Below are 20,654 nucleotides of genomic sequence, written 5' to 3' on the forward strand. Positions count from 1 at the left end.
GCTTGCCTTTCCATTATACAAAATACCTCAGCACTTTACTATACGAAATCAACAAGTTAACTCGATTTCATACCTAAGACCTAGAATTTTAAAACTCTGTCGTTTTTCAGAAAATTAAACTTAAAAACGAACTACCAGGAGAGGGCAAGAAGTTGAAAATCGAAAAAAATTCGTTTCGTTTATTCACCCCCGCAAAGTTGAGAGTGATCAGAAGTAGAAAATAGAGTGATGCTCGCTTCGTCTACCCACCCCGCGTGTAGCCTAATTAGATTCGTCTGAAGTTTGAAGTCGGCGTAATATTTAATCAGCCACTGACAATAGCAATTTAACTTTAGTTCTGACAGTGGCTTAATTTTAACTTGCGAAATACAACAAAAAGACGGTCTCATTACTCTTTAATGGTAGTAAACTAACAAAAAGAAAATGGACCGTTACTTTTTAATATTGACTCATAGACAATAACACTTTTGATATGACGATTTGATGATCATCATCTATCTAATATTTTCTTTTACCAAGTCGAACGACTTCTTGACATAATTTTTAGAGCACGATTATAGGTTATCGCTTGTTTTTCATTGCGACTCGCTTGTGGCGCACCATCTAAGCGTGGTTCTTCAAGTTCTGGTATCACCTCAATGTTTCCATTCACATAATCCATCAAACGACTAGCTGTGGACTTAGCACGCATCATCATCCCACCAAAGCGGTGTTCAATAATTTCGAAGCCTTGAGGATTTGCTTCTGCTAACCAAACTCTTCTACGAGCCTCACATAAAGCATCTAGGGCACTCTCTAAAGCTGGAAGATCTTTTTGGGCAATAAGAGCCAAAGCCTCTTTATTATCTTGATGATAAGCTTGCCAAATTTTTAACGGTAAATCCCATTTAACCGCTAAAGTTTCGGCTAATTGAGAATAGAAATGATTAATTAAGACATCGCCTCTTAATAAAGAACTAAATTGACTCGCTAATTCTGTCATTCTTGCCCTATAATCCACTTCCATCGTCTCAATTTGTTCCATAAACATTGGCATTAGTAAATCTTGATAGAGGAAATATTTAGACGGTGTCACATCCAAAGCTTTCATTTCATCAAACTCAGGTAATAAATCAATTTCACCTTGCCATAACCATTGACTTAAAGTTAAACCGGTATAATCAATTAGCCATTGGTTGAATACCTCTTCGTCATACTCTTGACTATCTAATAAAGCATATAACACTAATCCAAATTCTACTACTTGAAATGGTGCCTCACTCCCATCATCGCCCCATGCTGTCGCCATCACTTTCGCTACTTGTTTTTCTTTACACGCAGATAAAGCAGCGATGGATGTATAAAGGGTCTTCTTATGATGTGGCACATAACCACACCACCGCCAAATTCCTCCTGCAAAGTGCAATTGCTCGGTAATTTGACTACGCGTTTCAATACGATCAATATAATGTTCTTTTGATTCATTATAATAATCCCAATACATTAACTCGATTCCATCAGGAACCTTAAACTCAGTCACATCTTCTAATTGGTTATACCAAGAAAAAAACATATCATCCCAAACCATCGGTTTCCAACCGATTTCTTGACATAATTCAATCATGAACTCTAAATGTTCTTGCATAATTTGTGTTTTGGATTTTAAGCCAAATTCTGTTAAATAACTGCCCCGACCTAAGTTATAGGCTTCATCCATTCCTAAATGAATCGTTTGCGTCGTAAAGCAGGATCTTAATGACGTTAACATTTGACGAATTAAGTTTTTAGTAGAGTCTCGTCCAACATTTAAAATATCGTCAATGTCAACATATTGACTGTTTTCATGCTCCCATTCAAAAAACTGGTTTAAATGTGCCAGCGTTTGAATACATGGCACCAACTCGATCCCTAATGTGTCCGCATATAGATTTAATTCTTTTAAATCGGCTTGACTATAGCGTCCACGAAAAGCACCAAAATAAGGGTGTTCAGGTATTTCATAAGTATCTTCCATATAAAGCATATACCAAGTGTGGCCCATTAAAGCCATTTTACGTAACAAACGTTTAACCGTCTGTACGTTCGCAACCGCATTACGCGAATTATCTAACATTAACCCGTTTCGCTCAAAATGATAATCAATTGTTAATGGTAATGCTTTACCATGACGCCATTGCCAAATCGCTTGTACTGCATGAGGAATATCTTTGGCTTCAATCACCAACGCTGCTTGTTCTTGATACATTTTTACGGATAACTCATTAATCCAATTAATTTTTAAAACTTGTCCTTGAGGATCCTGTTTTACCTTTAAATCATCTGCTAATAATTTGACGGCTGCTTGTAATGCTGGATCTTGAATGTTTAATTCTATCATGATATCAACTCCCAGTTAATTAAATACGTTTGAATCTGATGATTTTTAATACGATAGCGCTTTGCTTCCTCGGTGGTTTCATAAAGTTGTTCTAATAAGTTTACTGGTTGTAGTTCGATATTGTCTAGCGTCAACTGACGAATATCTGCTAATTCCTCACCCAAATTAACTAAGCGTATCGCTAAGTGCTGTTGGTCACGGCTCATTTTCACTGCTGTGATGACCAAGTGTTTTGGTAATGGTTGGGTAAAAATACTATCTAAAAACGAAAATTCCTTTTCAAATGTCGTTTCATCTTGAACTCGACTTAAAGGGGCATTAGTTAACAATGGAACAAATCGATTGCGTCCCGCAATTAAACTATCTGTTTCTGCTGCTTCAGAATCCCATAACGTGATGCTTAAATCTGATTGATAATCGTGTAAACATTGTGCTTCTGGTGTTGGGAAATAGCCCCAATCGCCCATTTCACCGGTACAGCGTAAGATCGTAATGGCTAAAGTGGTTCCGGAATCATCGGCATTGACTTCATATTCATAGTTACCCTTGGAAGCAACCGTCAAGCCAAAACGTTGATTACTATCCTCATTATGAATACTAACCGCATGTCTTGAAACTTGAGGATTACTTGGATTACGCCATTCTGCACTTACTTGATTAGCACGAGTCACGATTTCATAGTGACTGTCTGCTAAATGATGAGTACTAGATTGAGGTAAATGCCAAACCATTCGAATCCGATGATCTTTGACATCATTTTGACCTACAATCTTAACTAGAATACTTTTATCTGTCGGTTTTAAGGTATAAATCACTTGAATGGTTTGTTGCTTCATTTCACTTGAACGGCCACTCGTACGATTCGTAATATCGATTACCCGTCTTTGCTCTTCAAACAACTTTTCATCAGCTGAGATGGGCAATGACCATTGATAAGTCACGATTAAACGTTCTTCGAATAATGTGGATTCTTTTTCAACTGAAGTGAGATGATCCTTACTAAAAATTCGCTCTCCTACTGATTCTTTGAAAATATATTCATTTCCACTATCACCCGTGTCTTCTAAAATACATTGACCCGCATAGGTTCTTTGTTGACGTTTATCGCGTAATGTTACGGTACCATTCGACTCAACCGTTACCGCTAAATACTCATTTTCAATCGTTCGATCCTGATTTGCTTGCTGAGATGGTGTTGGTTGCTTCATTTCCTTAGTAGGCACTAAAAATAATTGTTTAACTGACATTGGTGCTAAGTCTTTCATCAAAATTTTCACCTGTGCGTATCGCGCCATATAAGGTACTCTAAAGCGGTCTTTTGGTAAATCATAATGATACTCAACACCCAAATCAATGATTTCAGCCTCGTATTCATTCCCCTCAGCATCCATCACTTGCCATTGTCCAAAATCCCATTGTTCCATCTTTTCAAAAGCATTACTTGGAGACGTTTCGCTAAATTGACATCGTGCCATTTCCACCTTAACCGTCGCTATATCTGATTTTTTAACGGTCGTCGTATTCCAAATTTGAAAAGCATAAGCAGAGCCTTCAGGTTTTGACGAAAAATGATAGCCAGATAACTGATTTAACAATTCTGCTTGTAAATAATCTAGTACCGCTTCACATTGATCAAAACGTGTTTCCATCCCATGGATGACTTCGTCCACACTACAAGCACAGATACTATCATGAGGATAATTTTGTAATAAAAGTTTCCAAGCAAAATCAATCTTATCGTATGGATAAGCATAACCATATTTTTGACCCATGACCGCTAATGGTTCAATTACTTGTTCTAATCGTTGTGATAACTCATGACTCCGTTGTTTTAAGTGAATGCGATTGGAGGCTGTATTGGCTAAGGTATACCAACCATCCGTTTCTTGTGAACGCAATTCACCTTTTACCGTTGATAATGCGGGTAAGCCCTCCGCCTTAATTGCTTGATAATATTGAGTAAAATTAGAATGAATAAAATGATAATCTGGGAATAATTCATTCGCCAGCTCGATTGCTTGGCTAACATCCGTTTGCACCGGTTGATGATCACATCCATTCATCATCAATAAGTGGTCAGTCGCCGCATACAACTCTGCATCCGCTAATTTTTGTGTCCAAAATTTTTGGGCTGCCTCGGGTGTTGTCGGAATTTCATTGCCATTACTATACCAATTAGCAAACAAAATACCTAAGATCTCGTCTTGATTTGGACTTTGCCAATACATTTCTGAAAAAGTCGATTGAAAATCGCCTTCATTAATGACAACATTATTAAAGCCAGTTGGTTTAACCCCACGACCAAAGGTGGCAAATTCCATTCCCGTTTCCTTCACAATTTGTGGTATTTGACCCGATAAGCCAAATGTATCAGGAAAATAACCTACTTTTTCGCCTTCCACGCCCCATTTTTCTAGTTCTTGACTCCCAATTAGCGCATTGCGAACATTGGCTTCTTCACTAATTAAAAAAGCATCTTGTAAAATGTAATACGGTCCGATTCTTAATTTACCGTCATCAATCGCCTGTTGCAAGCGTTGCTTTTGATTTGGGCGCACCTCTAAATAGTCATCTAAAGGTAGCGTATGACCATCGACATGAAAATATTTAAACTGGGGATCTGTATCAAATAAATCCAAAACGGTATCCAATAATTCTACCACGCGCATTCGATGTGCTTCAAAAGGTAAATACCATTCACGGTCTAAATGACTATGTGAAATAATATGAACTGTTTTCTTCGACATGGTACCCTCCTAAATTTTTACTTGATAATCGTAGTAATCTAATAATAATTCGCAAAACATCATATTTGACCAAGAGAACCATTCACGCGTAAAAGCTTCTGGATTATCAACATCGAAGGATTCGTGCATACGATTAGTGCCGCCATCCGTGTTGACCAAAATATCCAATATTTCTTTCTTTTCTGACTTAGTTTGTGCGGTCAATCCTTGAATTGCTAAAGCCATTGGCCAAATGTAATGCTCCCAAGTATGTGAACTTCCGATACCTTCCGCATATTTTCCTTTATAAAAGTACGGATTTTCTGGACTTAAAATGGTTTTGCGTGTATTGAGATAAATAGCATCATCATTTTTTACATAACCTAAATAAGGAATCGACAATAAACTTGGAATATTCCCATCATCCATAATTTTATAATTGCCTAACCCATCAACTTCATAAGCATAAATTTCTTCGCCCGCTTTATTTTTGACTTTGGCATATTTTTCAATACCCGCTTGAATTTCTTCTTTTAATGAAATAGCTTCAGCCACTATCTCAGCTGGTAGGTCAATGACAGACGATAATTTTTCGACATAACCTAATACCACGACCGCAAACATATTAGATGGCACTAAATAATGATATTCACAACGGTCATCACTTGGTCTAAACCCACTCCAAGTCATCCCGGTATATCCAACGGGTGTCCCCACACCGTTGACTAAAGTATCTTCTTCACGATCCGTATCACGAATAAAATGGTATGGTGAATTTTCATGGTTTTGCTCAGTGCGCCAAACTTGTAAGATATCTTTTAATCCTTTGATAAACTCATCATCAAGATGTTCTGTACGACCGGTATTTAAATAAAGTAGATATGCTAACTGAATCGGATAACATAAGCTGTCGATTTCATATTTGCGCTCCCAAATTAAATCGGTCATCTCTGTCTGATCATCTTGATGTCCTTTACCGTTTGCTTCGCGGTTAAATGCGTTAGCATAGGGATCATGATGAATATTCCTAAATTGTAAAGTGACCAAACCTTTAATTAATTGATACACTTCTTCATCCATTTTGGCTAATAACATATAAGGTCTTAATTGTGCGCTTGAATCGCGTAACCACATCGCTGGGATATCACCTGTTAAAACAAATGAGGTACCGTCTGGATTACGTTGAATCGTTGTTTCTAAAGTATTTAAAAAACATTCCTCAAACACTTTACCCCATTTTGGGTTTTCACTTTGTGTTTTTTGAATAATCTTATCCATAAAAGATTGAATCGTTGGTGTTATTTGAAATGACATATTAAACCTCCTAAATATATTTAGTCAATTATATTATAAGATAAAAACGCTATCATTATAATAGTTAAATAGAATATACATACTTTATTATAAAACACCACTAATTTATAGACTGAAAATTTACCAATCATCCCTCATATTCGGTTAAACATATCCTTTAAAGGAGTTGGTAGAAAAATGAACAAAAAGGAATGGGCCAAAAGTCGCAAACTAGATGAATTTTGCTGCTTCTGCCCACTCCCAATTAAGTAGCTTTCAGTTTTGTCTTTAAGACGCGGTCGGATGTTATGCAACTGCGGCGTTTATAAAATAGCAGTTTGATACTATGCCACCGCTGTGTTTATAAAATAACCTGATTGAAACAAGATTTTTAAAGTTTTTGCCAATCCTCTCTTATTCATTTAATCCCCTTGTTAGCCTTTAAAGTCCGGTCACGAATTCTGGACCTAATTAAGCGGGTGCCAAGCACCACAGCTTTAGAAGACCGTCTCTACAGTAGTTCTTGCTCATTATCCCAGTAATGCTGACGGTATTCTTTGGGACTTAACCCCTCGACCTGTTTGAACATCCGATAAAAATAGCCTTGATTTTGATAACCGACTTCATTGCCAACTTCAGCAATCGTCAATTGCGTCTTAATTAGCAACTGCTTGGATTTTTCAATCCGTAATTCATTCAAATATTTAGAAAAAGACTGATTCAACTCTTTTTTAATTAATTGTCCCAAGTACATGACATTCATATGCAAATGGTCAGCTAAATGTTTCAAAGTCAATTCTGATGCTAAATTTTCATTGATATAGATAATCGCTTCTTGAACAATCGGATGAAGGCGATCAAATTCTACTTGCGCTTGATTTACTCTTAATAGTTCAGCCGTTTGTTGAATCACTTGATGAACCGTTTCAATTTCAGTCAATAATGGTTTTTCCACCGTTTGATAATTGATAAATGCTTGCATAATTTGTAATACTTCATCACGATTGACTGCTTGATAAGTCAATTCTCTTTCCAATTGGGTTAATAATTCCCCTACTTGTACTAATTGGTTTTTATCTAAATGCTGATAAATCGAAGCAATTAAAGAGGCAATTGTTTCTTCATTAGTCTTTGTTGGCACTTCAAATAAATAGTTGACGAATGATTGTTCTGAATCTTTTTGGATATAAAAGTCTAAATTGTCGATGCGACGTCTAAACACCTGATACCAATGATGTAAATCTGTTAAATTTAACGGTTCAAGTTGTTCTATCACTCTACCTTTTAATAATGCCTCATCTTGGATTTTAATGACAATGATAGCTTGGTCAAATTTTTGAATGATTAACCAATTTGATGACTGTTGATAGTGTTTTAGCCATTCCGCAAATAGCTGGTCGTCATTTGGTGTAATAAAAAGGACTTGGGGCGCTTCATTAATGGCTTCTAATTCCACATTCTCTTGAAGCGGATTTCTTAACCATTCAAATAATTTTTGTTTCTTTAAATTTACTTTTTGTGTTTGTAATTGATAATGAATATCCAAGCGGTGCATTACTTTTTTCAATGCTTGGTGCAATTCATCACGATCAATTGGTTTTAATAAATAATCGGAGGCGCCTAAGGATATACCACTTTTGACATATTCAAATTTTTCATATCCCGAGATAAAAATAAATTCAATCCGATGTTCTTGATTTTTTACTTGTTCAATAAATTCGATTCCGGATAAACGCGGCATGTTGATATCGGTAATGATAATATCAATAGACTGTTGATTAATCACCGCCAATGCTTCTTCACCATGACTAGCCGTTGCGGCTAATTGAAGGCCAAGTCCTTCCCAATCAATCATCCGTTCCAAGCCCTTTAAAATCATAAATTCATCATCAACCATTAAAACTCGATAGTTTCTTTGATGGGTAGTTTCAACCAAACCGATACACCTCCTTTTGTATTAAGCAGATATTCCATTGTTATTTCCTTACCAAATACTTGAGCCAGCCTTTGCGCCACCAACCCTATCCCAATGCTGGTCTGCGCTGGTTGTATTTGATAGGGATTTTTAATATATTGCTTAATCTGTGTATTCAGTAAATCCATTTGTTCACGGGTCATTCCCTTACCATTATCAATTAATTTTATCTCGATAGTATTCGCTACTCGTTGAATAGTTAAGCTTAAATAATTATCCTGTCGACTAAAATCCACACCATGGACCAAATAATTTTCGATTAAGGGTTGTAAAGTAAACTTCGGCAAAATAATACGGTTCAAACTTTCATCCAGTTCAATATCAAAAGATAATTTTTCCGGATAACGTGCCTGGTAGAGGCCGACATATTTTTTGATGAAATAAACTTCTTGATAAATAGTCGCTTCTTTCTCATTATTGATATTATTACGGAGTAAAGATGAGAAATCATAGACAAATTCAGCTAAAGAATCTGCGCCTTCAACATAGGCACTCATGCGAATATATTCTAATGTATTATATAAAAAATGCGGGTTTATTTGTGCTTGCAAAGCCTTTAAGACGGCTTCATTATTTTGTAATTGTAAATGAAATACTTCGCGCATACTGGCTTGTTGACCATCTAACATCGCATTGATTGCTTTAGTAATCTGTTCAAGTTCTGCGACTTTATTATTTTCATTAATCCGATAATAAACTTGTCCTTTTTCAATCTTACGGGTTGTAACGAGAATATCATTTACCTGATCAGCATAACGTCTAATTTGCTTGAAAATAAAAATTAAAATGATACCAGCAGTAAACATCACAAATAGAAAGATGCCAAGAATAATCCCGATAATCCGTTGCCATAAGATTCTTTTCGGCATTAAATAAATGACATTATGACCCGTAGTCGTCATCTCTTGACTAACGAAATGATCTTGTTGCCATTGATCAATCTTAGCTGTGATATCCGTTAAAGTTAGCGTCTCTCCAGGTTTTGAAGCGAAGTTTCCCCGTCCTACTAATTGGTTGACAACGGGATCAAAAATTAACAGTTCCCCTTCTTTTTCTGAAAAAATTTCCTTAGATAAATCATCATAAGAATAAGTAAAATATAATTGGCCCAAATCCTGCAGAGTAAATCGGCTTCTTAACGGCATCGATAAATGAACGCCCGCTTTAAAATTTAATTGTTCTACTTTACGCCCTTTAGGATTTTCCGCTAGTGACTCATAAAAATACTCACTATTAACTAGACTCATTTGAATTGCCGTTAAATGTCGATTGTAATCATATTGACGCAATGTTTCGTTCGGTAAAAACTCGCCACGAGCGCCATTTAATAAATAATACGTATGGTGGTCAGAATAACTCTCATTGAAATAACGATTCAATTCTTTTTCCCAACGATTAGACGAGGTCAAAACTTGAGCGAAACGATTCATACCATTGGTAGCATTATTTAATGTGAAAGCCATTGTTTTAGCAATACGATCCATCTCCATCACCATGGCATCACGTCTTTGAATATAAATGACCCCTGTGACCAAGGTAGGTAGGGCTAACATTAAGATTAATGTCGTTAAAGTATAATATTTTAAAATCAGATTCAGTTGATTCTCTTTTACCTTCATATTATCTTCAACCTTGTCCATTCTTTATAATAAATTGACGTCATAAAACTAATCCAAATCGCCCATCCTGTTAAAAAGACAATTGCGGGAAATTGCATACTCACTAACCCTAAAATAAAGCCTAATAACAAGGTACCAATATTCGCTTTGGGAGACATAAACAACTGCATCAACGATAATTTAGTAATTTGCCAACTGGCACCCTCGTAATATTGTCGAAGTTGAGCTTCGGCCAACATCGTTAAGACACTTCCAATTAACAGAGCCACTTGCACAAACCATGACATTAAAAAGACAATCCCTTTTAATTGACTGGTCACAAATAATGCCCACAATAACAAAATGATGCACAGATTATAGAGCCATGAAATAAGAGCCGTCTGCTTATATTCGATTTTAACCTTGTTCCACCATTGTTTAAAAGTCAATAAAGCAGCATTATTTTTTGCTTCTAAATGCAGACTAATGCCTACGGTTAAAGATGACAATAGACACCCGCCCAATAGAAACCCTAAGACTAGCATTAAATTTAATTTTAAAAAATAGTATATGCGATGAATCGCCTCATTAAAACGTGACTCCATTATTCATGACTCCTGACTTTATATTTTGTTACGATTAATTGGATATGGTTGCCTTTTAAATAGACATTTGGATAAAGGTGATAAATGTTTAAGACGCTCTTCTTTAGAGCACTAAAGTTTACTGATTAGCATCCATTGAGAATGGCCGTAAAGCGGGTGCTACTTTTTCAATGCTTGGGACGGCTCCTAGTGATTGTTCTAATTGAATTCCCCTCATTAACTCTTGATGACTTAAATATTGCGGTAAATACGGTTTCCCATTTAGCCAACGCTTGGTAACCACTTGTAAATACGGTGTCTGATAATTTCGTGAAATCAACTCAATCTTTTGTCCACTTTCTAAGTGAATAGTGGCTTCATCCCAAATCATCATCCCTAAGGTCCATTGACTTGCACCAGGTGTCATTGGATACAGACCGAGACTACTCAACACATACCAACTGGATAAACTACCATTATCTTCATCACCAATATACCCATCAAATGCGTCACTAAATAATTGAGTGATTAATTGTTTAATCAGTAAATGAGAAAATTGAGGATACCCCGCATAAATGAATAAGTAAGGCATATGAAAGCTAGGTTGGTTCGACAAAGCTAATTGACCGAATTGCACACGAGCCATTTCTGTCATTTCATGAATTTCGTATCCATAACCATTGACATCATAAATAGGTTCCTGATTGATTAAATGATTGAGATGATTAAAAAACTCCTCGTCGCCACCATGTAAAGCAATCAAATCAGCAATATTATGATAGACGGCCAAACTATTTTGCCAAGCACTTCCTTCAGTGTAATGTTCGCCCCAACGATGCGCCTCTATTGTCTCCAACCACTCGCCACTATCGGTACGTGGTACCATTTGCTTAGCTTTCACATTGAATAAATGACGATAGGAGCGGGCGCGTACTCGATATTCTTCAGCTAATTCATTTTTTCCTAAATAAGCTGCCACTTGACTAATACAAAAATCACTATAAGCAAAATCCAAAGTCTTATTGATCGATTCATGGTAATTTGTCGACAAATAGCCTAATGATAAATATTCTGCTACTCCTTCACGACCTTCTGTAGCATGCTCACCGGCATGATTAGCTGAATCAATCATCGCCTCTAATAATAGGGTTGCCGTCCCCTTATCAATTAACCCCTTCGTTACAGCATCAGCAATTACCCCATCTACTAAAGTACCCGGCATTAATCCGCGCTCATCAGGCGATAACCATTTAGGTAAATAACGATCTGCTCTCACAACTGATAAAATACCATCAATAAATTCCGGTATTTTAGACGGTATGATTAATGTATACAATGGATAATTCGTTCTAAACGTATCCCAGTATCCATTATTAGTGAAGAAATGACCCACTTCTACTTTACCGGTATAAGGCGAAAAATGAACCGTTTTATTAGTCGAATCCACTTCATGTCCCATTTGGGGAAAAGTGGCTGTACGCCATAAGCAATGATAAAATAATTTTACTTGGTCAAAATCACGATGTTTAACATCAATACGCTCTAAATAATTGAGCCATTTATTGGCTGAATGTTGTATGCCATCTAAAAATGTCCCTTTAAAAAAATCATCTTGTAGTCGATTGAATTTTGCCTGCTCATAAGAAATGTAGGACGTGGTTAACGACATCTCAATTGTTTCTTGTTCAACCTCTAGCTGAAACAGATACATTACATGATCATGTTGATTCAAATTCAATGGAATTTGGATTAGAGGCGTCAAGCGACACTGCGACTTTAGAATGGAATATTGTTGAAATTGGTTATATTTTGAACCCGCCAATTGGGCAGTTTCTAGGTGGATGGAATGACAATCCGATTGTAAATTAACCGTACTATCCGCATCAAGAGTAATGGTTAATAGATGATAGGGAAAAGTACGCGTGGCTTGCACTTGCCATCTAGCACCCCGCTCACCAACCGTCCAACTTTGTTTTAATCCATCTCTCAATCTTTTATAAGATAAATAATGAGGTTGAAAAATTGCCTCATCAGGACGATAACTACTCATTGAAATATTCAGTGCCATGTTTTCAGTCGGATTAGCCATTAAATGTCGATACTCTTCCTCTGTTAATCGTAATTGATTAAATAATACCTGGCAAAAATCCCCCATCCATGGACTCGGCTGATGAGTTAATCTGACACCATATTGAGTATAATCATCAGGATGGAAAAAACGACTTTCATTTAAACGCGTTTGCATTACAAAATGGTTCATCCCAAAAGGGACACCAGTATATGGCAATGTATTACCATGCCCGATAGAATGTTGATTACGAGTACCCATTCTCGTATCAATAAATTGTAAATGATTCATCTAATCACCTCGTAAACTATTATACGCTATTACTAAAGCGCACTCAAAAAATTTAAAAGAAGAGGCGGCACCATCGTACCTGCCTCTTAGGGGGTTCAAAATTAGTTAAATTTAGCAATGACTCTATAGAGTTTATAAAATTGATGCCCAGACTCCATTTCTGAACGCAACTTTTCGCACTTTGTTTTACTCTTTTGTTTTTAGGTATTCGTCGAATTGTTTTTGCATTTCTTCTTGGATTTTATCTAATCCTGCTGCTTTTAATTCTTCATTAAATGTTGGTAAAACATCATCTGGGTTAACGGTACCTGTATGTAGGCTTGAAATGTATTGAGCGACTACTGTTTGTACGTTCGCAATTTCTGTTTTGACATTATCTGTTACAAAGTTAAATCCTAATAATGGTGATTCTTCAGCATTTTGTAATCCTTCTTCTGATGCTGCGATTTGTTCATCAGTAATTTTTTCATCTTTATATAAGATATCTGCATTACCTGTATTCCAAGCTGACATATGGCTTGCACCTTCATTGTAGGCTGGTAATAATTTAATCGTACCATCTTCATTCATTTCCCAGTTTTCGCCTTCTGGTCCATAAACTAAAGTATTTAAAATTTCAGGATTCGTATTGACTTCGTTTAATACTTTGACTGCTGCTTCTTTATTATCTGAATTTTGTGACACAACAAAGTTAGCCATACGCGCTTGGGCGACTGATTTCAATGGAACTTGTGTATAAGCTTGAATTTGTAATTCTTTGCCTGAAACTGTTTGTAATAAGTAATTACCATAGTCACGCGGTCCCACAGTCTCACGACGAACTGCCCATGTGTCTGCTTCTAATGGATAACCTTGATCACTTGTTGCAGCATCTGCAGGTAAATAACCTTTATTATAAAAATCATGCATTACTTTTAAATCAGGAATTAAAGAATCGCCTTCTTCATAAGGGTTAATAATTTTAGTCTTATCGCCTAACATATCAATCCCTAGAGGAACTGTATCACCTAATACAAAGTCGAAGTCATGACCGACACGCCATCCTTGACCTGCTGATAATCCCGCAACACCACTTTCGCCTTCTTTAACAGCTTTTAATAATGGTTCCAAATCGGACATACTTTTTACCGAAGTATAGTCAAAGTCATATTTTTCTAAAAATGTTGGGTTAAATGCCCAATATTGTTCAGCATACACGTTACCATTAACAGGGAATGCATATAATTTTCCATTTACTGTACTCCCTTTAATATAGGCATCATCTAACATTTCTAACGATTCTGGAGCATATTCTTCCATTAATTCTGTTAGATCTGCATAAGCACCTTTTTGAGCATTGTCTAAAAAGTTAACCGCAAAGGCAATATCATACTTTTCACCTGCATTGGTCATAACGGTCATTTTTTGATCGTACTCACCCCAACCGATGTATTCCATGTCAATTTTAGCATTGACTTTTTCAACTAATTTCTCATTAACGATTTCTAATAACTTATCTAAATTATCTGGAGCCGTTCCAATTTGATACCATTTTACCGTTGTAGGTTCTTCAGCAAATACATTAGATACAGGTGATGTTGCTAAAACACTTGATAAAGCTAAGGCACCGACAGCCGCTGATTTTACAATTTTTTTAAACATATTCTTCTCTCCTTTAAATCTCTCTTGATTATCCAACGCCTACCAACTTCATTTCCCTACTCCTTCACCCCTCCAATCGTTAAACCACTAATAAAGTATTTTTGGAAGAATGGATAACTCACTGCAATTGGTAATGTCGCAATTACAACGAGGGCCATTCGAGTTGCTTCCTTAGGGATATTGAGTTGCGATATATTAATACCTAAACCAGCATTATCTAACATATAGTCAATATTACTTTGAATATTCATCAATACATATTGGAGTGGATATAAATTAGTTTTAGTAATATAAAGTAACGCATTAAACCAGTCATTCCAATAACCAATCGCTGCAAATAATCCAATCGTCGCTAATCCTGGTACTGATAATGGCAAGACAATTTGTAAAAAGACTCTCAATTCACTTGCACCGTCAATACGAGCTGATTCAATAATTGAATTCGGAACACTCTTCTTAAAAAAGGTACGCATAATAATAATATTAAACGGGCTAAAAGCTGCCGGTAATATTAAGGCCCAAATCGTATTTTTTAAATTTAATAAATTGGTTACTACAATATAGCCCGGTACTAACCCAGCCCCGATCAACATTGGGATAATAATTAATACTAAGAAAAATTTCTTAAAAGGTAAATTGGGCCGAGATAGAGCATACGCATAGGTACTCGTAAAGGTGACATTAATAATGGTTCCTAAGACAGTCACCAAAACAGAAACCATTAAGGCATTAAGAATTTGACCTGACATTGTGGATAAATAACGATAACCTTCTATACTCCATTCAGATGGGAATAGTTTATAACCATTTTGAATAATGGAATTTTCGCTCGTTAACGATACAATGATAATAAAGATGAATGGAAAAACTCCTAAAAATCCTACGATACTCATTAAAATACTAAAGATAAAATTGGTTTTTTTACCGAAGCGATCCACTTGGACTCTTTCGATTTTTTCTTCACCATGTGTGTCACTCCTTCATTAAATAACTGCTGATTCTGGATCTATTTTTCTAACAATCATATTCGCTACTGACAGTAAAATAAATCCTACAAATGATTGATAAAGACCTGCTGCTGTGGCCATCGAAATATCTCCGGACGCTGTTAAAGCATTATAGATATGTGTATCTAATACGGCTGTTACATTGTATAGCAGACCAGAATTTCGTGGTATTTGGTAAAATAAACCGAAGTCAGCTCTAAAGATACCACCTAAAGCTAAGATTGTTAAAACAACCATCATTGGAACAATCTGAGGTATCATCACATGACGAATTTGTTGCCACTTAGTAGCCCCATCCACTTCGGCCGCTTCATAATATGTCTTATCAATACCAACGATTGCTGCAAAATAAATTATCGAACTATAACCGATACCTTTCCAAATACCTAGGAAGATTAATAAAGGTGGCCAAATACCAGGCGTTACATACCAGTTTTTGGCAACGCCACCTGCTTCTCGAATAAGATTAGGAATTAGTCCTTTGTCCACACTGATAAAAGATGATACAAAGAAACTCACAATCACCCATGATAAGAAATAAGGTAAAAGCATCGATGTCTGAATTGTTTTAACTAAAAAACGATTACGCATCTGACTTAAAATAATGGCAAAACTTACCGCAATAATCAGTCCTACAAAAATAAAGAACAAATTATATAAAACGGTGTTTCTAGTAATAATATAAGCATTACGTGAACTGAATAAAAACTCAAAGTTTTTGAATCCTACCCACTCACTATTAAAAATACTGGAAAAAAAGCCTCCATCATCTGAGAATTGAAACTTTTTAAAAGCTACCACATTACCGAATACAGGAATGTAATAAAAAATAATTAACCAGATAAAACCAGGTAAAGCAAAAAACAATAATGGCCAACTACTCTTCAAGCGTTTCATTTTTTGTTTCCGCATTTTTTGTTTTTCCGTTAGTTCCATTTTTACCCCTCCATTTTTAACCGCTTACAAGTATATTGTAACGAAAACGCTTAAATTCAGCTATTGACTAAATATAGTTAAATTAGGACAAAATATAGAAAGGTTGGTATTTTCTATCAAAAGTGGCTTACTTTTCAATGAATATAGTGGCTTGCTTTTAAATTAACAAATACAAGTATGATTTCAATATCTCTTCTACTCCTCACCACCTTACGATGGTCAAGCTTAAGAATCATGATTGGATTCACCGATAGCAGGCGAACTCAAAGGACTGTCACCTTAGATGTATGACATGCCTGTCAAACAAAAAAGCCTAGCTAGAAATTCTTTCTTTCTAACCAGACCTTTTCACTTTTATTTTTGTCCCATATCCTTAATCTTCATCATACGCGTTACTTGCGCACGCTCAGCCTCTTCTAATTTCATTTCAATGAAATAGATCGTCTCTTCTAATTGAGGAATGGTACGGAATTCTAATGCATTTACACGACGACGAGTCTTTTCAATCTCATCCGCCATCAACTGACAGCCTTTTTCAATCTCGGCCAATCTTAACATATCAGTTAAGCTTTCGTTAACGGACTCAATCGCTTGGTCCATATCAGAAGTTGTAGCCACATAACTATATGGGAATTCACTATCTAAAGATTGGTCTTCTATCTCGTAGTTAAATTTTGGTACCTTCACACTCATTACAGAGTCATAGCGCACCTGTAAACTAACTTCTTTGGCTGGTAGAGAAAAGATTTCTTGCACCATTTGATCACTCTTCATTGATTTCGCTAAAACAAAATCTTGCATCGCTGAAGTCAGTTGTCCTTCAACTTTTTTCGTAATTCATTATTTTCTTTAATTTTCATAATGAACTGACGCATCAATTCGTCTTGCTTATCTTTCAATAATTTATGACCACGGGTGGCCGTCTTTAAACGCTCTTTTAGAATGCTTAACTCCATCCGAGTGGGATTGACATTCAATCTAGCCATGAATTATTCCCCCTTTTTAGGTAAGAATTCATCAATCATATCATCTTTAATACGTTTTAACTCTTCACGTGGCAAGATAGATAATAAGTCCCAACCTAAATCCAAGGTTTCTTGAATAGAACGGTTAGTCGTAAATCCTTGATTAATATATTCTTGCTCAAAGCGTGTCGTAAACTCAACATATAATTTATCTATTTCCGATAACGCAGACTCACCTAGGATAGCTGCTAATTCTTTCGCTTGCTTACCTTCAGCATAAGCCGCAAATAATTGGTTCATGGTTGGGGCATGGTCTTTACGTGTTTTACCTTCACCTGAACCTTTATCTTTCAATCGGGATAATGATGGTAATACGTTAATCGGTGGTTTATAGCCCATGTTATCCAATTCACGCGAAAGAATAATTTGTCCTTCGGTAATATAACCTGTTAAGTCAGGAATTGGATGGGTAATATCATCTTCTGGCATCGATAAAATTGGAATTTGGGTGACCGAACCAGGTTTACCAACTAAACGTCCTGCGCGTTCATATAATGTTGATAAGTTCGTATATAAGTAACCTGGATAACCACGACGACCCGGAACTTCACGACGAGCTGCCGAAACTTCACGTAATGCCTCACAATAGTTCGTCATGTCCGTCATAATTACTAATACATGCATCCCTTTTTCATAAGCTAAATACTCAGCTGTTGTTAAGGCAATTTTTGGCGTCGCAATACGTTCAATCGCGGGGTCATTCGCTAAGTTAACGAATAATACGGAACGATCAATCGCACCTGTTTCGCGCAAGTCATTCATAAAGAATTCAGCTTCTTCGAACGTAATCCCCATTGCTGCAAATACAACGGCAAACTTATCATCAGAATTCAATACGGTTGCTTGACGAGCAATTTGGGCCGCTAATTCTTTATGTGGTAAACCAGAACCAGAGAATACGGGTAATTTTTGTCCACGGACTAAAGTATTTAAGTGGTCAATCGCTGAAATTCCTGTTTGAATAAACTCATCCGGATAATCACGAGCCACTGGATTAATGGCTTGTCCATCAATATCTAATGATTTTTCTGGAATAATTGCCGGTCCACCATCAATCGGTTCACCCATCCCATTGAAAATACGACCAATCATATCTTCAGAAACAGGTAAATGGAGTGGTTTACCACTAAAACGTACTTTAGTATTCTTTAAGTTGATACCTGAAGATCCTTCAAACAATTGCACAACGGCACGACTTTCTTGGACTTCTAGTACTTGTCCACGGCGAACTTCACCGTTTTGCATTTCAACTTCTACTAATTCATTGTATTTAACGCCATCGACACCATCGACAATCATCAGTGGGCCAACGACTTCTTCAACCGAACGGTACTCTTTAATTACTGCCATTATGCCTCACCTCCATGTTCTAAAATATGACGCATTGTCTTATCAATTTCGTCATATAAAGCTTTAATTTTGTCAATATCTTCCTCAGAAATAAATTTACTTCTAGCGATACGGTCACGTAATTGGACAGTATTGGACATTATATCGGTGAAATAAGCTCCTAAACTTAAAGTCTCATGTGCTTTTTCATCAAAGTGTAAAATATTTGTTAACATGGTATCTTGCTTCTCAAATGAAGTATAAGTATCCACATCATCAAACGCATTTTGTTGTAAGTAGTCTTCACGAATCATTCGTGCAGTATTCATGGTAATACGGTCACGTTCAGATAATGACTCTAACCCAACTAAACGAACGATTTCTTCTAATTCACTTTCCTTTTGCAATAAATTCATTGCTTTAGTGACCTTCTTAGACCAGCCTTCTTGACCGTGTTCTTCGAAATATTGTCCAATTTCAGATAAATATAATGAATAAGAGCTTAACCAGTTAATAGATGGGAAGTGACGTTTACGCGCTAAGGTTGCATCTAATCCCCAGAAAACCTTCACGATACGTAAAGTATTTTGGGTTACAGGCTCAGAAGTATCCCCACCTGGAGGTGATACTGCACCGATGGCTGTAATCGTTCCTTCAATGCCTTCGCTTCCTAATACACGAACACGTCCTGCACGCTCATAATATTCGGCAATACGTGAACCTAAATAAGCTGGATATCCTTCGTCCCCTGGCATTTCTTCTAAACGACCTGACATTTCACGTAAAGCTTCCGCCCAACGAGAAGTAGAGTCCGCCATGATTGCCACTGAGTAACCCATATCACGGAAATATTCTGCAATCGTAATCCCAGTATAAATTGATGCTTCACGCGCTGCTACCGGCATATTAGAAGTATTCGCAATTAGGATGGTTCTTTCCATAATCGATTCGCCTGTATTAGGGTCAATCAATTCTGGAAATTCGTTTAATACATCCGTCATTTCGTTACCACGTTCACCACATCCCACGTAAACAACAATATCTACGTTCGCATATTTCGCGATTTGGTGTTGTACAACTGTCTTACCTGCTCCGAAAGGTCCTGGAACCGCCGCGGCTCCCCCTTTCGTTACCGGGAAGAATGTATCGACCACACGTTGTCCTGTAATCATGGGTTCTTCTGGAATTAATTTTTGGGCAAATGGACGTCCTTTACGCACTGGCCAACGTTGAATCATCGTACCTTCAAACTCGCCACCATTTGCTTTGTCAACTTTATAAATAACCTCTTCTACCGTAAACTCGCCTGATTCTACTGACGTTAATGTTCCTTCTACGCCGACTGGTACCATAATACGATGTTCTACTGCTTTGGTTTCTTGGACAACGCCAATCACATCACCAGCCGTAACAAAATCGCCAACGGATTTTTTAGGTTCAAAAGCCCATTTTTTATTACGATTTAAGATGGGTACTTGAACCCCCGAATTAAATAATCACTGTTAGTCTCTTCCATAAAAGTATCCAATGGACGTTGAATACCATCAAACATTTGTGACATAATACCTGGGCCTAATTCGACGGATAAAGCTTCCCCGGTTGTCACTACAGGTTCACCTGGTGCAAGTCCACTTGTTTCTTCATATACTTGAATAGAGGCTTTATCTTGTCGCATTTCAATGATTTCACCAATTAATCCAAGATGTCCTACATGACAAATATCTTGGATATTGGCTTCAGACATTCCAGAAGCGACAACTAATGGTCCAGATACTTTAATAATTTTACCTTGACTCAATCTGTTTCCTCCTTTATAAATTGTAAA

The 20,654-nt window shown here is 36.7% G+C and carries 11 protein-coding genes and 2 pseudogenes; all 13 read right to left on the reverse strand.

Translation table 11 applies throughout. The features are described 5' to 3' along the window. Window positions 1–511: 511 nt before the first annotated feature. Window positions 512–2,356 carry a beta-N-acetylhexosaminidase gene (locus LB888_RS01070; RefSeq protein WP_318753261.1) on the reverse strand — a complete coding sequence of 615 codons (1,845 nt, stop codon included), beginning with the start codon at window positions 2,354–2,356 and terminating at the stop codon, window positions 512–514. Then, a complete protein-coding gene (locus LB888_RS01075; RefSeq protein WP_318753262.1) occupies window positions 2,353–5,103 on the reverse strand; it encodes an alpha-mannosidase in 2,751 nt (916 codons plus the stop codon). The genes LB888_RS01070 and LB888_RS01075 overlap by 4 nt, the downstream gene beginning before the upstream one ends. 9 nt (window positions 5,104–5,112) lie before the next feature. After that, a complete protein-coding gene (locus tag LB888_RS01080; RefSeq protein ID WP_318753263.1) occupies window positions 5,113–6,396 on the reverse strand; it encodes a glycoside hydrolase family 125 protein in 1,284 nt (427 codons plus the stop codon). Window positions 6,397–6,886: 490 nt separating this feature from the next. Further along, window positions 6,887–8,311, reverse strand: coding sequence for a response regulator transcription factor (locus LB888_RS01085; protein WP_318753264.1), 1,425 nt, complete (start codon window positions 8,309–8,311; stop codon window positions 6,887–6,889). Beyond that, window positions 8,272–9,969: a sensor histidine kinase gene (locus tag LB888_RS01090; protein ID WP_318753265.1), complete on the reverse strand. Its 1,698-nt coding sequence runs from the start codon at window positions 9,967–9,969 to the stop codon at window positions 8,272–8,274. The genes LB888_RS01085 and LB888_RS01090 overlap by 40 nt, the downstream gene beginning before the upstream one ends. Next, window positions 9,966–10,553, reverse strand: coding sequence for a hypothetical protein (locus LB888_RS01095; protein ID WP_318753266.1), 588 nt, complete (start codon window positions 10,551–10,553; stop codon window positions 9,966–9,968). The genes LB888_RS01090 and LB888_RS01095 overlap by 4 nt, the downstream gene beginning before the upstream one ends. Window positions 10,554–10,671: 118 nt before the next feature. Then, a complete protein-coding gene (locus LB888_RS01100) occupies window positions 10,672–12,891 on the reverse strand; it encodes a GH92 family glycosyl hydrolase (RefSeq protein ID WP_318753267.1) in 2,220 nt (739 codons plus the stop codon). Window positions 12,892–13,077: 186 nt separating this feature from the next. Beyond that, entirely contained in the window at window positions 13,078–14,532 is a 1,455-nt protein-coding gene (locus tag LB888_RS01105; RefSeq protein ID WP_318753268.1) for an ABC transporter substrate-binding protein, read from the reverse strand. Window positions 14,533–14,588: 56 nt separating this feature from the next. Next, entirely contained in the window at window positions 14,589–15,485 is an 897-nt protein-coding gene (locus LB888_RS01110) for a carbohydrate ABC transporter permease (protein ID WP_318753934.1), read from the reverse strand. 30 nt (window positions 15,486–15,515) lie between these two features. After that, entirely contained in the window at window positions 15,516–16,451 is a 936-nt protein-coding gene (locus LB888_RS01115; protein WP_412928318.1) for an ABC transporter permease, read from the reverse strand. 378 nt (window positions 16,452–16,829) lie between these two features. After that, window positions 16,830–17,461, reverse strand: a pseudogene (locus LB888_RS01120) (V-type ATP synthase subunit D). A gap of 3 nt (window positions 17,462–17,464) precedes the next feature. Continuing rightward, window positions 17,465–18,850: a V-type ATP synthase subunit B gene (locus LB888_RS01125; protein ID WP_318753269.1), complete on the reverse strand. Its 1,386-nt coding sequence runs from the start codon at window positions 18,848–18,850 to the stop codon at window positions 17,465–17,467. Next, window positions 18,850–20,627, reverse strand: a pseudogene (locus LB888_RS01130) (V-type ATP synthase subunit A). The gene LB888_RS01125 and the pseudogene LB888_RS01130 overlap by 1 nt, the downstream one beginning before the upstream one ends. Window positions 20,628–20,654: the final 27 nt, after the last annotated feature.

Origin of the sequence: Globicatella sp. PHS-GS-PNBC-21-1553 (assembly GCF_033564055.1) — a bacterium.
Taxonomy (GTDB): Bacteria; Bacillota; Bacilli; order Lactobacillales; family Aerococcaceae; genus Globicatella; species Globicatella sulfidifaciens.